General features: G+C 60.0%; 13 protein-coding genes and 2 pseudogenes. 5 read left to right on the forward strand and 10 right to left on the reverse strand.

Features of this window, described 5'->3' with window-relative positions; all coding sequences use genetic code 11:
- Window positions 1–41: 41 nt before the first annotated feature.
- Window positions 42–1,343: an amidohydrolase family protein gene (locus OKW40_RS09540; protein ID WP_429489445.1), complete on the reverse strand. Its 1,302-nt coding sequence runs from the start codon at window positions 1,341–1,343 to the stop codon at window positions 42–44.
- 163 nt (window positions 1,344–1,506) lie between these two features.
- Here OKW40_RS09540 and OKW40_RS09545 point away from each other — a divergent pair, with 163 nt between their 5' ends.
- Window positions 1,507–2,205, forward strand: a complete 699-nt coding sequence (locus tag OKW40_RS09545; protein WP_429489447.1) for an aspartate/glutamate racemase family protein — start codon at window positions 1,507–1,509, stop codon at window positions 2,203–2,205.
- A gap of 161 nt (window positions 2,206–2,366) precedes the next feature.
- Here OKW40_RS09545 and OKW40_RS09550 read toward each other — a convergent pair whose 3' ends face one another.
- Window positions 2,367–2,657, reverse strand: coding sequence for a contact-dependent growth inhibition system immunity protein (locus OKW40_RS09550; RefSeq protein WP_184067505.1), 291 nt, complete (start codon window positions 2,655–2,657; stop codon window positions 2,367–2,369).
- Between the two features lie 7 nt (window positions 2,658–2,664).
- Window positions 2,665–3,503 (reverse strand): annotated as a pseudogene (locus tag OKW40_RS09555) (RNase A-like domain-containing protein).
- Between the two features lie 113 nt (window positions 3,504–3,616).
- On the opposite strand from OKW40_RS09555, the pseudogene OKW40_RS09560 reads away from it, so the two are divergent.
- The 4 genes and pseudogenes from OKW40_RS09560 to OKW40_RS09575 all read left to right on the forward strand — a co-directional run.
- Window positions 3,617–3,712: pseudogene (locus OKW40_RS09560) on the forward strand (aspartate racemase); the annotation flags it as partial.
- Between the two features lie 519 nt (window positions 3,713–4,231).
- On the forward strand, window positions 4,232–4,513 hold the full coding sequence (locus OKW40_RS09565) for a helix-turn-helix transcriptional regulator (RefSeq protein WP_429489448.1): 282 nt from the start codon (window positions 4,232–4,234) through the stop codon (window positions 4,511–4,513).
- A 45-nt stretch (window positions 4,514–4,558) separates the two neighbouring features.
- Window positions 4,559–5,638: a helix-turn-helix domain-containing protein gene (locus OKW40_RS09570; protein ID WP_429489450.1), complete on the forward strand. Its 1,080-nt coding sequence runs from the start codon at window positions 4,559–4,561 to the stop codon at window positions 5,636–5,638.
- 258 nt (window positions 5,639–5,896) lie between these two features.
- Window positions 5,897–6,382 (forward strand): hypothetical protein, encoded by a 486-nt coding sequence (locus tag OKW40_RS09575; protein WP_429489452.1) that lies wholly within the window; start codon window positions 5,897–5,899, stop codon window positions 6,380–6,382.
- 178 nt (window positions 6,383–6,560) lie between these two features.
- Here OKW40_RS09575 and OKW40_RS09580 read toward each other — a convergent pair whose 3' ends face one another.
- The 7 genes from OKW40_RS09580 to OKW40_RS09610 form a co-directional block, all read right to left on the reverse strand.
- Window positions 6,561–7,091 (reverse strand): hypothetical protein, encoded by a 531-nt coding sequence (locus tag OKW40_RS09580; RefSeq protein ID WP_429489454.1) that lies wholly within the window; start codon window positions 7,089–7,091, stop codon window positions 6,561–6,563.
- Complete coding sequence (locus OKW40_RS09585; RefSeq protein ID WP_429489456.1) at window positions 7,088–7,807, reverse strand: M35 family metallo-endopeptidase; 720 nt, start codon at window positions 7,805–7,807, stop codon at window positions 7,088–7,090. The genes OKW40_RS09580 and OKW40_RS09585 overlap by 4 nt, the downstream gene beginning before the upstream one ends.
- A gap of 39 nt (window positions 7,808–7,846) precedes the next feature.
- Window positions 7,847–8,395, reverse strand: a complete 549-nt coding sequence (locus OKW40_RS09590; protein WP_429489457.1) for a hypothetical protein — start codon at window positions 8,393–8,395, stop codon at window positions 7,847–7,849.
- The gene (locus OKW40_RS09595; RefSeq protein ID WP_429489459.1) at window positions 8,370–11,519 is read right to left on the reverse strand and encodes an autotransporter outer membrane beta-barrel domain-containing protein; all 3,150 of its coding nucleotides are present in this window, start codon (window positions 11,517–11,519) and stop codon (window positions 8,370–8,372) included. Before OKW40_RS09595 ends, OKW40_RS09590 begins: the two co-directional genes overlap by 26 nt.
- A 321-nt stretch (window positions 11,520–11,840) precedes the next feature.
- Entirely contained in the window at window positions 11,841–12,257 is a 417-nt protein-coding gene (locus OKW40_RS09600; protein ID WP_429489461.1) for a hypothetical protein, read from the reverse strand.
- Between the two features lie 265 nt (window positions 12,258–12,522).
- Window positions 12,523–12,687: a hypothetical protein gene (locus tag OKW40_RS09605; RefSeq protein WP_184069073.1), complete on the reverse strand. Its 165-nt coding sequence runs from the start codon at window positions 12,685–12,687 to the stop codon at window positions 12,523–12,525.
- Between the two features lie 55 nt (window positions 12,688–12,742).
- A complete protein-coding gene (locus tag OKW40_RS09610; RefSeq protein WP_429489463.1) occupies window positions 12,743–14,107 on the reverse strand; it encodes a hypothetical protein in 1,365 nt (454 codons plus the stop codon).
- Between the last annotated feature and the right edge of the window lies 1 nt (window position 14,108).

Consider the following 14,108-nt stretch of genomic DNA (forward strand, 5'->3'; position numbering starts at 1 on the left):
GCGCAGGCCGCCGGTTTGTCATTGATGCGCGAGATATGTCGCTACGCGCGATGCAGCTTGAAATCGACCTGCTCAGGCCGCCCTTCGAGCGATAACGACACGCTCGCGGCCGGCGCGCGGCCGACCACCCTGCCCCGGCTCACCACCACGAGCCGCGCGGCGCGCAGACGGATCGCCTCGAGCTCGTCGCGCGCATCGAGCACGACGAGATTGGCCGCGCATCCGGGCGCGATGCCATAGTCTTCCAGACCGAGAATGCGCGCCGCGTTCACGGTCACCGCGTCGAAACAGGCGTGCATGCCGTCGACGCTGGTCATCAGCGCAACATGCAGGCCCATCTGCGCGACTTCGAGCATGTCGGCCGAACCGAGGCTGTACCACGGGTCCATCACGCAGTCGTGGCCGAACGCGACCGTGATGCCCGCGGCCAGCATCTCCGGCACCCGCGTCATGCCGCGCCGTTTCGGGTACGTGTCGCTGCGGCCTTGCAGCGTGATGTTGATCAGCGGATTCGCGATCGCCGCGACGCCCGACTCGCGAATCAACGGCAACAGCTTGCTCACGTAGTAGTTGTCCATCGAATGCATCGACGTCAGGTGCGAGCCGGCGACACGTCCGTGCAGGCCGAGCCGGTGCGTTTCGGCCGCGAGCGTTTCGATGTGGCGCGATAGCGGATCGTCCGATTCGTCGCAATGCATATCGACGCGCAGGCCCTTTTCGGCCGCGTACTCGCACAGCATGCGCACCGACTGCGCGCCGTCGGCCATCGTCCGCTCGAAATGCGGAATGCCGCCGACCACGTCGACGCCCATGTCGATCGCGCGCTTCAGATTATCGAACGCGCCGGCGCTGCGCAGCAGACCGTCTTGCGGGAAGGCAACCAATTGCAGATCGAGATACGGCGCGACGCGGCGCTTCACTTCGAGCAATGCCTCGACCGCGAGCAGACGCGGATCGCACACGTCGACGTGGCTGCGGATCGCGAGCAGGCCGCGCGCGACCGCCCAATCGCAATACTGCATCGCGCGTTCGATCAACGCTTGCTGCGTGAGCTCGGGCTTCAGCTCGCCCCATAGCGCGATGCCTTCGAGCAGCGTGCCCGACGCGTTCACGCGCGGCAAACCGTACGACAGCGTCGCGTCCATATGGAAATGCGGGTCGACGAACGGCGGCGTGACGAGCGAACCGGCCGCGTCGATTTCGTCGCGCGCGCTCGCGGCCAGGTTCGGCTCGATGGCGACGATACGGCCCGCGTCGATGCCGATGTCGACTGGGGACTGGTGATGCGGGGACAGCTGGGCGGCACTGCGCGGCAGCGTCGCGTGGCGGATGATCAGATCCATGTTCGCTCCGGTTGATCGCGTTCGGATTCGCTACGATTCTATCGGCGCCAGAAAAATGCGGGCACCGATGCGTACCGGCGCGCAGGCCGAAATCCGTACCGGCTGCGCGCAATGCGACGCGCCTATACTCGCCGTTTCGGCCATGCATTGACGGAGCGTACAGATGAAAACGATCGGCGTGATCGGCGGAATGAGCTGGGAGTCGTCCACCGAGTATTACCGGCTGCTGAACCGCCACGCGAAGGCGCGGCTCGGCGGCCATCACAACGCGCGCAGTCTGCTGCTGACCGTCGATTTCGCGTCGATCGAGGCAAACCAGCGCGCCGGCGACTGGCACGCGCTCGGCGAACAGATGGCCGACGCCGCGCGCCAGCTCGAACGCGGCGGCGCCGATCTCGTGATTCTTGCGACGAACACGATGCATCGCGTGTGCGAATCGATCGAGCAGGCGATCACGGTACCGTTCCTGCACATCGCCGATCCGACCGGCGCGGCGCTGCGCGCGGCGGGCGTCGAGCGGGTGGGCCTGCTCGGCACGCGCTACACGATGGAGCAGACGTTCTATATGGGCCGGCTGCGCGAGCGCTATGGACTCGACACGCTCGTGCCTGATGAGGACGAACGCGCGGACGTGCACCGCATCATTTACGACGAGCTATGCCACGGTAACGTGGCCGACGCGTCGCGCAAGGTTTATCAACGCGTGATCGAGCATCTGGCCGCGCGTGGCGCGCAGGCGGTGATACTCGGCTGCACGGAGATCACGCTGCTGATCAAGCCGGAAGATTCGGTGCTGCCAGTGTTCGATACCACTGCGTTGCATGCGCAGGCGGCGGTGGAGTGGGCGATTGGGGCGGGGTGAGGATGGGCGCGGCGCTCTGGTTTTGCGCCGGAAGGAAAACAGATTCGCCTCCCTTTGTCGGCGAGAGAAGGCGCGAGTCGAAAGCGATGGATCGACACTGAGAACGTCCCGTGCATAGACGTCGGACCGCACGGAAATGTCCGCAACTGGCAACAAGCCGATTATTCGCTCAGAACGCGCTGGATCTCGTCGAGAAAAGAGGCGGTTGTGTAGCCCCAGCCTTCGGGACGAAACCCCCTCCTGAACACCTGTTTGAAAGTGGCGTCCAGGTCACTCGGATGTTCGCTCCTGAACGAGTCAATTTCGCGAATCAAATTTTCATAATCGTAAGGGCTGTCTTTCTTGTAACACGCGACAATTTCTTGCACGTTCTCCCCGAACAGGTCGAAGTCCTGGCCGAAATACACATTAAAAATATGCTCCATTGCTGGATAGCGCTCGGAGTAACTCATTGATTTCTCATCCAAGGTAGGCGGTAAGGACGTAATACGGCATGCCGTTATAGGTTTCGTATTTCAGGACGACGAACACCTGGTTCATGCGCGTGAGTGTGCCTGTTTCCCGCGTCACTCCATATCCAATGTCGCCTGAGACGACTTTGGTTACCATGATCGTCGCGCTTCGAGTCGAAGACTGCGCCCACGTCCTGATTCTTGCAGCATTGGCATCCACTGCTTCAGAAATGGCACGTTCGGCCTGCTCGAGATTTGTAAATGACGACACGATGTCTCGCCCGGACTCGCGTTTCAGCCGCTCCCTGAGCCATGCTTCGTTCTTACCAACATGCTTCTGGAGCGTGTGCCCTCCGAGCCTTGGATTGAGCGCTTTCGCCTCGTGCATTTGCAGATGGATCCGGCCCCCATCTTAACGCTCGCCGCGCGTGCAGCCTTGATCGAGCCAGCAAAGCCGAACGGCACGGCCATATCGATAGACAGGCCGATCTGGTCTGCCATGTCAGGGCTGACCCGCATCGCCTCTGCCAGCTTCGCCGTGCCCTGCTGAGTCAAGGTGGCGGTATCGCGCCCTGTCCAGACCTGACGCAGGCCCGCCGCGGCGGTGTCCGAACCATGCGCCCCGAACACTACACACCCGGCCTTGCTTGCCATCGTCGGTTCGGGCAACACGCACAGCGCTGCCGCTCCAGCCATTTCAAGCACCCCGCCGACAACCTGCAAACCGCCCCACAGACGGTTGGAAAGCATTTCGGTTGGGCTAATCGAGTGGCGAGCCAGCACGGCCGACAGCTGCGGGGCGCTCAGCACCACGCGCACGCTGTCTGAATCCTGTTCATATGACATCTGAAACCTACTCCTGGTCGTTGGGACGACCGCGCTAACCGTCGGCTTAGACATCGGATATGGGCGATGGATGATTCTTGCGTCCCATCGGTCAACGAAGATTCGGATACTGACTCGCGCTCGGCGAACGGATGACCAACGCCGCGCGCCAGCTCGAGCGCAGCGGCGCCGATCTCATGATCCTCGCGACGAACACGAGCCGGAAGATTCAGTGCTGCCCGGCTTCGATACCGCCGCGTTGCATGACGAGGCGGCGGTGCAGTGGGCGATTGGAGGAGAGAGACGATGGGCTCGAGGCCTCGATCCCGCGCGAATCGTGTTGCATCTATTCACGCGCGCACAGCATACGCAGCGAGCGCCACAAGCAAAACGTAGCGCCGAAAGTCAAAAAGCCCGCATGGCTTGCGCGATGCGGGCTTTCAACAATGCTTTGGTTGCGGGGGCAGGATTTGGCACCACGAGACAGATTGTATGGCTCCATAGCGTGCCGCAGCGGGGTCGCCCCCGTGCCCGCATCACGCCCGTAACCTGAACGGACGACCTCGCAGGCAGTTCCGTTATGCTTTCTGAATAACCAGGCGCACGCCCCAACAGCGTGCGCTTTTTTTGTGCCTGCGGAAGCAATCGGTTTCGGTCTGATGATAGAAAAACGCACTTGTCCACAGGCATCCCCCGGCATTTATAAATATGTTGCTGTACATCCAACACTCGAACGGTGGAGACATGTCATGCAAGAGGAGACTGACCCGGCATCCGTTCCTCCGACGACCGGCGCGCGGCCCGGTTCCAAACCGGCTGTCATTGACACGGATTCGCGTCGCGTTTTCACGATTGACGAGTTTTGCGGCGCCTATCACCTGAGCCGGTCGTTCTATTACCGGCTACAACACACAGGACGGGGACCGCGCGAGGTTCACCTCGGTCGCAAGGTGGTCATTACCGTCGATGACGCGCGCGCATGGGAAGACCGGATGCACACGCTTACGCGTAAGGCCGAGCCGAATGGGTAACGCGCGCGGCCCGGATGACCGCGCTATTTTTCCGGGGGGTTACAAATGAATTACGGGTTTGATCTGTCTTCCTGCCAGTTCATAACCGATCACGAAGGGAAACGACTGCGGGTTGAAATGCCGATATGGTTGTTTGACCAGTTTGTGGAACTGAGGAACGCCGCGCTACGCGCACAGGCGACAGCTTTGGAAGAAAAAACACCACGCGGCGCGTACCGCAGTTCGCTCGCGGGGCTGACAGGCGTCCCCGATGTTGCAGTCTCGGTCGATGCGCCGTTCCGGCCCACGCTCCCCGAACCGCGGACAAAACGTGAACGCGCCGAACGGCTGTTTCTGACGCCGGAAGAACGGCTGATGCAGGAGGCAACGCGAGCTGTCGAGTTCCCCCCGGTGTCGGAAACGTCATCAGGCGCTCCTGCGGTGTCCGGCCAGGAAGAACCGGCCTCCCCGACGCCCCGCCACCCCGCGAAGCAGCAGGTATTCTTTCCGCGTGTATTTGTCGAGCCGATTCCCGACGAGGTTGCGCGACTGATCGAGCAAGGCAACTATAACCTGCGGGCGTGGAGACTCTATCGGGACCTTACGCCCGTTGAGGCCGCTGAACTCGCGGGCCTCTCCCGCGGCACGGTTCTCTGGCACGAACGCGGCTATAACGTGCCCAGCGTCGAGACACTGAAGCGCTTCGCGGACGTGTACGACTGCACGACCGGGCAGTTGACCCCGCAACCTGACTCCTGCACCAAACCCTACCAGTCCGTACCTGCCCCAAAAGGCCATGTGGCCCAATTTGCACCCGACGACACTGAGTATCCCGACGCCGTGATGGCGCACCTGATCGATGGCAGATCCCCGATTACCGCCTGGCGAATGTACCGGCGCATGACGATCGACCAGTGCGCCAAAGCCTTCGGCTGTACATCCAAGACCTTCAAGGGTATGGAAGCGTTACCCGTGCTGCGCGACCGGACCCAAAAGACACTGGCGCTTGTCCTTTCCTGCAAGCCTGTGCAGTTGCTGCGCCCCCGAGGTCTTGAAATCAAAAATACATCGCGGCCCGGCGCTTCTGCGCATCGAACAGAACACCGTGCGGCTCGAAACGATAACGCGCATCGCGCGCACCTGTAACGCCGGAGAAAAATCGATGGAAAAGCGAGATTCAGTTGCAAGCACAAGCATAAGACCGCTTCATTCCTGCACATACCGGTGCAGAACGGAAGTGAGAGATGTGCTGACCGGTGCGCAGCGCCCGCGCACGTCCGCAGCCACCCTGGATGGATAGCATCGCGTTGTAAAGCGTCGCGGTCCCATCCTCGGGCCGCGACGTGTGTGGTAATGCCCGCACCTTTGTGTGCGGGTTTTTTTTTGCCTTTTGGAGGTAGGGAAATGAGGCTTGGTGCAAATGTCTCCCATGTGCGTGAATACCTCGGATGGACGCGAACCGAGTTCACGTATCGTTTCGCGCCCGCCACGTTCGACCATAACAACAGGAAGCGCTGCTACGACAATCTTCGCTCGCTCGAAGTGCGAAAGCAGCATTCGTCAGAATTGCTGGCGTGGATGGAACCTGTGCTGAGAATCAGCGCCGCTGTGTTGCAGACCGACGACCTGACCCAACTCACGCATGATGCGATGTCATCGTTGCGTGCCCGGTATGTCGGGCCGCCGATGGATGCGCTTACCGTGGTGGTGAACCGGTGCTGTGATGGCGTCAAGCCGACGCCTGATGAATACCGGGCCGCTATGGAACAGGCGGATAAAGCCGGCAACCGCGAAGAGGTGATGCAGTTGCTGGAGAAAATCGCAACAGAACGGCGCAAGTGGCATCGTGGTGGATCGCCCCTGAGGCCCAATCGCTGGAATCAGGCGTAACCGCAAAAGGCCCGCTCGCCGGGCCTTTCATATCTGTGACGGCTCTATAGACGTCTACGCGTCATGGTTCGGATCGTCGCCAGACGCTCGAATGAAACGGCCTGCAAAGTCCTGAGCCATTGAATCGACCCGCCCTGGAGTGAAAAGGCCCCGCCGAAGCGGGACCCTGTTCCTGTGCTTACGGGTTGGTAGGCGTGGTAGGTGGCCAAAGCCTTGGATCGTCGCACATCCATTCGCAGCTACCCTTGCAAATCGGACTTAATTCGATTTCGATTTGATTAACACGAGTGCTACCATCGGGAAGTTTTTGCGCAAACACATCGGTCAGAGTTTTAGGCTCTACATATATGTCTGCACTCGGGATTCCAAGTTTCCTCAGATATCCTTTCACCACCTCGCCACGGCGATCCTGCAAGATATCCAGATCGTGCTCGCCGATATATGCGCCAGCGATTACAATTGCCTGAATCCTCACATCTGGCCATTTCTGTGCTTCTTTCACAGCCTTTTCGATTGACAGCCGGTTATCCTTCGAGAGGGCCGTGGTGTTGAACGGCAATTGCAGTTCAACATGCTCCACGAAGCGACAACCAGTGCTGGATGGCCTATGCTTCGCCACGGCGTCAATTGATTGCTCTGCGAAGGCTGGTCCGCAAAGACCAGCGCATAAGCTAAGCACAGCGACAAGTGTGCGGTACCGAAAGCTCATTTCTTTTCCTCTACGTCTTTATCGAAAGTTGCTATATATCCGGTTATGCTATCTGCGTTTCTAATCGCCTCTTCTCGATGATTCTCCGCCCATATTCGCGCCCCGGATTCCGTATCGACATAGATCTCGTCTCGCGAATTAAACGTATCCGCGAAGTGCGTACATTCGTGGATTATTGTTTTTATTTTGCACGGTTTCCACAATTGACCAAATGAAGTGCTGCAAAACGCGGAATAGATAGCAATAACCCGCTTTTCCGAATCTGGCTTGCAGACTGCGGCGTGATTCTTACCCGAATCCGGCTTGGGTACACACGACAGCATCCTATTCGTTTCACTGTCAAATCGTACGATCTTTTCTGGCACTAGCTGCTGCATGGCCGCGAGCAATCGCGGCAGTCCATCGCTCAGTACCTTTTTTGTAGCGTCGTCTGCGCGGGCAAAGAAAGTTGTCACGCGCTCCTGCTCCTTCTCGTCCCAACGCGCCAGACCCTCGATGCGTCGCTTGACCAACTCCACACCGATATCGCGGGCACGCATGACCTCCTTTCGAAATTCCTTGTTGCTCATGTTTGGACAGATAGGCGTCGTATTGATTACGACATTGGATATTGACCCAGGCGTTGTATTGGTAATGGCTGTGCCGATCTCGGTCCATTCTTCATTCTCATCTGTCTTGAGGTATTGGCTATTTTTGTTCAAAAATTCATTTGTCATCTGTTCGACCGTGATAAAAGACTTACCTGCTGTCCACCACTATGGCCCGTCAACTTCGATAGAAACCTGTTTTGCGTTATCTGTCGAAACACGCTGGGTACGCCCCTGAGAATCGGTGACACCTTTCGCGATAACCCTCGAACCGACGCGTATCCGGTAACGCACCCCCGTCTGTCGCTTGCCGGTGGAGTCTCTTAACTCGAACTGCTCATTGAACCGCTTGGGGGTACGCTCGCGACAATCGCACGCCCATGCGTAACCGAGAGCTTCAGCCATGTCGTAACCGTTCGAATACGACTTCAGCCTATCGAACGGAAACCATTCGCCGGTTTCGGCGTTGAGCGCCATTGCGGATGGCATTCGCGGGAAGTTTGAGTAGATTGAATAGGTGATACGGCAAAGCTGGCACTCTTCCTTGCCCCCGGTCCCTTCCTGTATCTGTTGTTCCATTAGACCTCTTCTGATTTTCCAGAAAGCACTCAATGCACAAACCATTAGCGTACTTTTCTGCCACAGCCGCTGCCGGACCGGCTCCAGCATCGCAATACAGCTCACCTGACGATCACCAGCTATATCGGTAGCCCGCATTGCCACTTACACCGTGAGCAGTCTGTCCGCCGAGACTATGGTTGTAGTCAATGGCGGCATAGAATTCGCCCCGCTTGCCGAATGTCGCGGTGACCCCCAAACCAAACTCCATCCAGGTGCGGGCGAAGTTCACGTTGAACGGAGTCTCGCCTACAGTGGTTTGTCCCGGAGCGAGAAAATCATGCAGCACGTTGGCGGTGAGATACGGTCTCGCCTTACTCGTGCCGCTCTCGTTCACCATGTCGTCCGTGATGATCCGAAACCCGAGCCGGCCGCGCAGCGCGTTCGTCACTGTTGAGGAAATCGCGGAGACGTTATCGCTGAACGCACCGAGATGCATGTATTGATACATCAGTTGCGCCTGCGGTTCGAATGCCACCGGCAGGCTGGCGATCTGGAACGGCCTGCCGACTTCCTCAGAGACCGAGAGCGAAAAGCCGTTCTGGCCAGGCGCATTGCCGCCGTTGTCGTTGTACCGGTTGTGAAAGTGAGCAACCTGTACAACGCTGTCGGAATAGGCCCCATTCGTCAGATAGCGGGTGAAGTAACCACCGAGCGCCTGAACCTGCGTCTCTGCGGAGCCCGTCGCGGTATCCAGATCCGCCCTGCCGCGCGACTCGTCAGAGAAGTTCATCGATGCGTTGCCGAAGGTGGCCGTGATACCTGCATGCATGCTGCCGCCCGTTGAGGGGGCGCTCAGTGTCCAGTCCTTGCCGAACTGCGCGAATACACTGCGTGTATCGGCCGAAAAGCGGCTCAGTGCGTCCGTGTCTGCACTCCATGCATGCACACGTCCCCACACGCCGTTGGCATTCTCACCAGACGGCCGCACCGCGTCCGGTACGTCGCCAACCCGCTGGTCGAGGCGGCCAAGCATCGCAAAGCCGTAATTCACGTCAAGCTGCGGTGTCATGACGTACCCTACCGTTCCCGGACGGTATGCCACGGGTGCACCGGAGGACGATGGCCCCTCCATAACCGGTGCAGCCGGGTCTGATTCCTCATCCTGCGACCGCGGCGGGCTTTCAAGCGTCGAACGGAGATACCAGTCGCCGCTGGATGCATCCGCACCCACGCCGCCCTTGTACAGGGTGTACTCGTAGGCCCCCGCCTGGACCTGCCCGACCTGGCTGAACTGGCCATTCGATGCGCCGTCAACCTGGACGAGCTTGATGCCGTCACCCGTGGTCTGCGCGCCCAAGCCGCCCGTGTTGGTCACCTGCACGCCGGTACTGCCGGAAGTCGAACCCGAGACATGCAACAGGTCCGTCAGTGACGACGAATCGCCCAGCTCCGTATTCATCGCCAGCAGGCCACCATTACCGACGTAGTCGCCCGTCACATTCAAGGTTGTTCCAGCCGTCTCGCCAAACCGGATCGTGCCGCCATTAGCCAGTCCGGCAACCGTCTGGCCATAGCCGTTCAGGTCCAGTACCGCGCCGGCACTGACTTTAAAGCCCGATGCGGGACTGAAAACGTCCGCCGCCCCCGCCCGCAAGATGCCTGCGCTGACGTTGGTTGCGCCCAGGTAGCTGCCAGTGGCCGTGAGGGTCAGGGTGCCGCTGCCTGCCTTGGTCAGCGAACCCGGGCCGCTCATGGGGGCATCGAACTGCGCGTCAAAGCCGTTCGTGTCGAACGTGCCGCCACCGGTAGCCAGTACCGCACTGCCGGCGTTGATCTGCGCGGGCGACAGGAACCGGACGGTCCCGGTGTCCAGGGCGAGGGAAGTCAGGTTCGACGGGCCGGTCACGTTCCACACCGATCCGTTCTGAAGGGTGGCACTGAGCGTCGAGGTCGGATCGGCATTCGTGGTACCGGTCAGGGTTGAGGCATCTGCGACAACATTCAAAACACCGCGATCCACGGCTTCAAGGGCGTTCGTTCCAGCCGTCACGGTCGAGCCGGTCAGCGTGGCATCCAGCGTCACATTGCTCACGAGCAATCCGTCACGCTGCGTCGAAGTCAGCGTGCTATTGGTGATGTTCGCGATGGCCGGGGCGGTTGTGTCGAAATAGGTCGCATCGAGCGCATCCGAGCCTGCGCCGCTTGCCGACAGTGTGCCGTTCGAGAACGCCAGGCTGGCGCCGCCGGCGAGATAGGCGGCCGGTGCATTCAAGCCACTTGTACTGACTTCCAGTCCGTTCGCCGTAATGGTCGGGGCATTCGTGCCGGGATCGCCGGACGTTGCGGGCATACCCGCTGCCAGCATGCCCGCAGCCTGATCCCCCGCTGTTCTGATGGAGCCGCCCTGGATGCTGGTCTGTGCGCCGAAGATCGATTCGGCACCGAAACTACCTGCGCCTGTCGTGCTGACGACGACATCGGTCGCGTTCAGCGTCGCATTGTCCGATGCAAGCAGACCAGCCGAACTGTCGCCCAGCGTCGTCACCGAACTGTTCGATATCAGCGTCGTATTGGAGGTTGAGCCGTCTCCAATGACGCCCCGCGAACCAATCTGCACACCAGGAGAACTGTTACTGGTCGTGACAATCGAGACATCATCTAGGGTCATCAGGCCGCCCGCCTGATTGAAGGCGCCCGCGCTTGCCGCTCCCGAGGTCACAACCACGGTGCCACTTGCCGACAGGTTGGCACTCGATCCGATGTTGTAAAGTCCATAGGCATCCTGTCCGCTCGTCGTCACGCTTCCGCCCTGAACCGTCACGGTGCTGTCGCCATTGGCCTGAATGCCGGAAGCCCAGTCGCCCTGTGTCTGGACCGAGGTGTTGTCAAGCGACAGGACTGCATTGCTTCCGAAAGCCATGGCGCCGTTCGCCTGGGAACCGGTCGTCTTGATAAAACTGTTAGTCAGCGAAACGTTCCCACCATTCAATGCATAGATGCCGTTTGCAGAATTGCCGCTCGTCAGCACCGTAACCTGTGATCCGTTCACGACGCTGCCGCTCATCGCAAGCAATGCATGCTGCGAGGACCCTGTTGTCGCGTAGGTCCCGGAAGCAGTTTGTGTTGAACCATTCTGAACCCAGAGCGACTGCGCACTGGCAAGCGGGGAAATCAGCAGCGCCACAGCGATCGCCGCGCCGCGTCGGGGAAAAGGCGCTCTCGCCAGATGCATCGCATGCCTAAGCGACTGGCGCACTGCGGGGTAGTCTTTATTGCTCATTTTCTTGTTTGTCTCAATTCATGATCTGGAAAATGGAATCCAGAATCAGGCCAAACTGCGACCTTCTTTGGTTGTCCCGGAAGGAGAAAATCACCGCGCGAGGGAGCGGCGCGGAATGGTCGTGCCGCCCTGACCGGATTGTTCACTTTTTGCTTGGCCGCGCGATCAGACAATTCCTGAAATGGCCCTCCTGAACCTGACCCTGGCTATGCGAAATGCAGAGGTAAATCACTGCCGGACTATTTATAGGATTCCTGTTTTTTTTGGGATAGAAAAAAGACCGTTTGGGCGAACAGTATTCAGAGGTTGAACAGGGAGTAACTACGAGGCGACTCTGCTCACAAAGGCCGCATCTGCGCTCGCAGCCGCAGCTTTCCCGTTAACGCCTTGCGTAGCGTCAGCGAGAAGCGCTACCGCGTCCGCCGGTGTCAGTTGGCGGTTGGGAAGCCCCTTGGCGTCGAGTGCCAGCACCGTGAACAGTTCCTGATCGCAGCGGTTGGTCGCGTGGTAGTTCTCGCCGATCTGGATCATCAGCTCCAGCAGGTTGCGGTGTTCGTGTCTTTCCTCGACAGTCACAGCAGGACTCCTGAACATCGAGGTCGAAAGTGTAATCAGATGTCGGAGTTGCTGCCCCTGCCGGTCGCAAAGATGGAAGGCGGCAAGCGCGAGACGTTCATACTGGAGAGCGTCTACAGGGGGACGGGTGGGAGATTGCTGCTTTCTGGTGGGTTTGGTCATGCGCGGTCCTGGTTATCATGAAGGATCGCCCGGACACATAGGGAGGTGGTGAGCGGGCACGATGACGAGGTTGGCAGACCGGCGCTAAACCAGACCGGCAGGCCCGAAGGCCTCCCCGCCACGGCCCGCCCATTGAAATGGACGTGCAGAGACAGACGCACGACCTGCCTGGGCAGGCGTGCGGGTTTAGCAATCAGGCTGCCAAGCCTGGCCGTCGCTGTTTTGACGGCATTCCGATTATAAACGGATACCTCAGCATTGACGATTATTGGGATTGTGCGCCGTCGCGAAGGCTCGAAGGGACTTTCACCGTCCCTGTATGACCTTCAATGCCGCTCACGGTGTTTGCGTTGCCTTCGATGTAAATCACGGTGCAGGCCGTCAGCATCGGGACCGCGAGAACGATCAGGGTCATTGCAACGCGTAGCATGATGGAGTTCTCCTGCGCGACAGGTAGGCGTCTACCGTCCGCGCTGTGGTCCTTATCAACTGTACTCACACATGATCAGCAGCCCGTCGCTGCCATTGCCAGCGTTGTACGAACCTGTCAGGCCGGTTCCACCCCCGCCGCCCGCTCCCCGACCCGAAGCGTCATGAACCGGGGTCGCCCCTGATGGACCATATAGGCCGCCCATCCCGCCAATGCCGTACATCGACTTTCCGCCTGGCGTGTAGTTCGATATCGTCGTGCTGACAACCGGCAGGGAACCCTCACCGCGGACGTTCAGGTCTCCGTTGACGCCGGTCCCACCGGGCGCACCCAGGAGGCCGGCATTTGTCGCCGAACCGGTGCCACCTGCACCACCGGTCGCGTAGGCAACGGGTGATAGCGGGTCGCCCAGATAGGTATTCGCGCCCTGGCTACCCGAGGTACCCGAGGCCGGTACGATGCCGCCCGCGCCGATAATAATTGGAAGCTCGTCGGGCAGACTGGCAGCCAAGCGGCGCAGCCACCCATAGCCGCCCGCGCCGCCCCCTGTCGCCGTACCCGCGTTGGACGTCCGGCTCGCGATGCCGCCTGATCCGCCACCGGCCTGAATCGCGGTCTCCACAACGGCCGGATCATGATCCGACTTGCGCCACGGCGGATTCGCAATCGAGTGCGTACCCGTCCCCGCGTCGGTCATCGATATGGCCGCGCCGCCCTGATCAGTGCCGATCTGGAACGTGCTCTGGTCGGCGGACACCTGAACCACGAAATAGGTCGCGCCCTGCGCAATGCTGCCCGGTAACGAGTCCGTACTGCTGAACGTCACCGGCGATCCGGTGAGAGGCGAATGGAGCGAGCATGTGATGACCGGCGAGCCGGCCGAGAACGTGACGCTTTGCTCCACAACCGAATAGACAGTGACCGCAAGCAGAGTCGAGCCGCGTGTCGGCTGCGGAATTTCCGGTCTGTTGAGGATCGCGGCGACACCGGATTCTGCGTTCCAGTCGGCGTTGACCTGCGCAGCAGGAATCGCAGGCCGGTTGAGGATCGCGGCGATTCCACTGTCTGCGTTCCAGTCCGCATTGACCTGTGCGGCGGGAATGACAGGCTGGTCTGTCAGGTCGTGATAGCTGCCGCTCAGTGCAACTGCGGCGAGACTTTCAGAAACGGTGCTGACGGTCTTTGCGAACGATTCAACCAGAACATCGGCAAGCTGATTGACCTGCGTGAAGTCCGGAGTTCCACCAAGCGCGATGATGGCGTTGCGCAGTTCCTCGGTAATCGCGTGATACCACCATTCGCCGGGGACGGTCCCGGTAATACCCGCCGCCGGATTGCCATTGGCCGGAAAGCCCCCTGTATTTTCTGCGGGTGTTTCGGGCGCATTCTCGACCGCGTTGGCCTGCCAGTAGCGATCCATG

It is taken from the genome of Paraburkholderia sp. RAU6.4a (genome assembly GCF_050435625.1).
In the GTDB taxonomy this organism is placed as follows: Bacteria; Pseudomonadota; Gammaproteobacteria; order Burkholderiales; family Burkholderiaceae; genus Paraburkholderia; species Paraburkholderia tuberum.

Coding starts and splice junctions, on each gene's coding strand:
- OKW40_RS09565 (WP_429489448.1), top strand. CDS start 4,232: ATGCAAGAGGAGACTGACCCGGCATCCGTTCCTCCGACGACCGGCGCG.
- OKW40_RS09550 (WP_184067505.1), bottom strand. CDS start 2,657: ATGAGTTACTCCGAGCGCTATCCAGCAATGGAGCATATTTTTAATGTG.
- OKW40_RS09590 (WP_429489457.1), bottom strand. CDS start 8,395: ATGCGGGCTACCGATATAGCTGGTGATCGTCAGGTGAGCTGTATTGCG.
- OKW40_RS09605 (WP_184069073.1), bottom strand. CDS start 12,687: ATGCTACGCGTTGCAATGACCCTGATCGTTCTCGCGGTCCCGATGCTG.
- OKW40_RS09600 (WP_429489461.1), bottom strand. CDS start 12,257: ATGACCAAACCCACCAGAAAGCAGCAATCTCCCACCCGTCCCCCTGTA.
- OKW40_RS09540 (WP_429489445.1), bottom strand. CDS start 1,343: ATGGATCTGATCATCCGCCACGCGACGCTGCCGCGCAGTGCCGCCCAG.
- OKW40_RS09610 (WP_429489463.1), bottom strand. CDS start 14,107: ATGGATCGCTACTGGCAGGCCAACGCGGTCGAGAATGCGCCCGAAACA.
- OKW40_RS09595 (WP_429489459.1), bottom strand. CDS start 11,519: ATGAGCAATAAAGACTACCCCGCAGTGCGCCAGTCGCTTAGGCATGCG.
- OKW40_RS09580 (WP_429489454.1), bottom strand. CDS start 7,091: ATGAGCTTTCGGTACCGCACACTTGTCGCTGTGCTTAGCTTATGCGCT.
- OKW40_RS09575 (WP_429489452.1), top strand. CDS start 5,897: ATGAGGCTTGGTGCAAATGTCTCCCATGTGCGTGAATACCTCGGATGG.
- OKW40_RS09585 (WP_429489456.1), bottom strand. CDS start 7,807: ATGACAAATGAATTTTTGAACAAAAATAGCCAATACCTCAAGACAGAT.
- OKW40_RS09570 (WP_429489450.1), top strand. CDS start 4,559: ATGAATTACGGGTTTGATCTGTCTTCCTGCCAGTTCATAACCGATCAC.
- OKW40_RS09545 (WP_429489447.1), top strand. CDS start 1,507: ATGAAAACGATCGGCGTGATCGGCGGAATGAGCTGGGAGTCGTCCACC.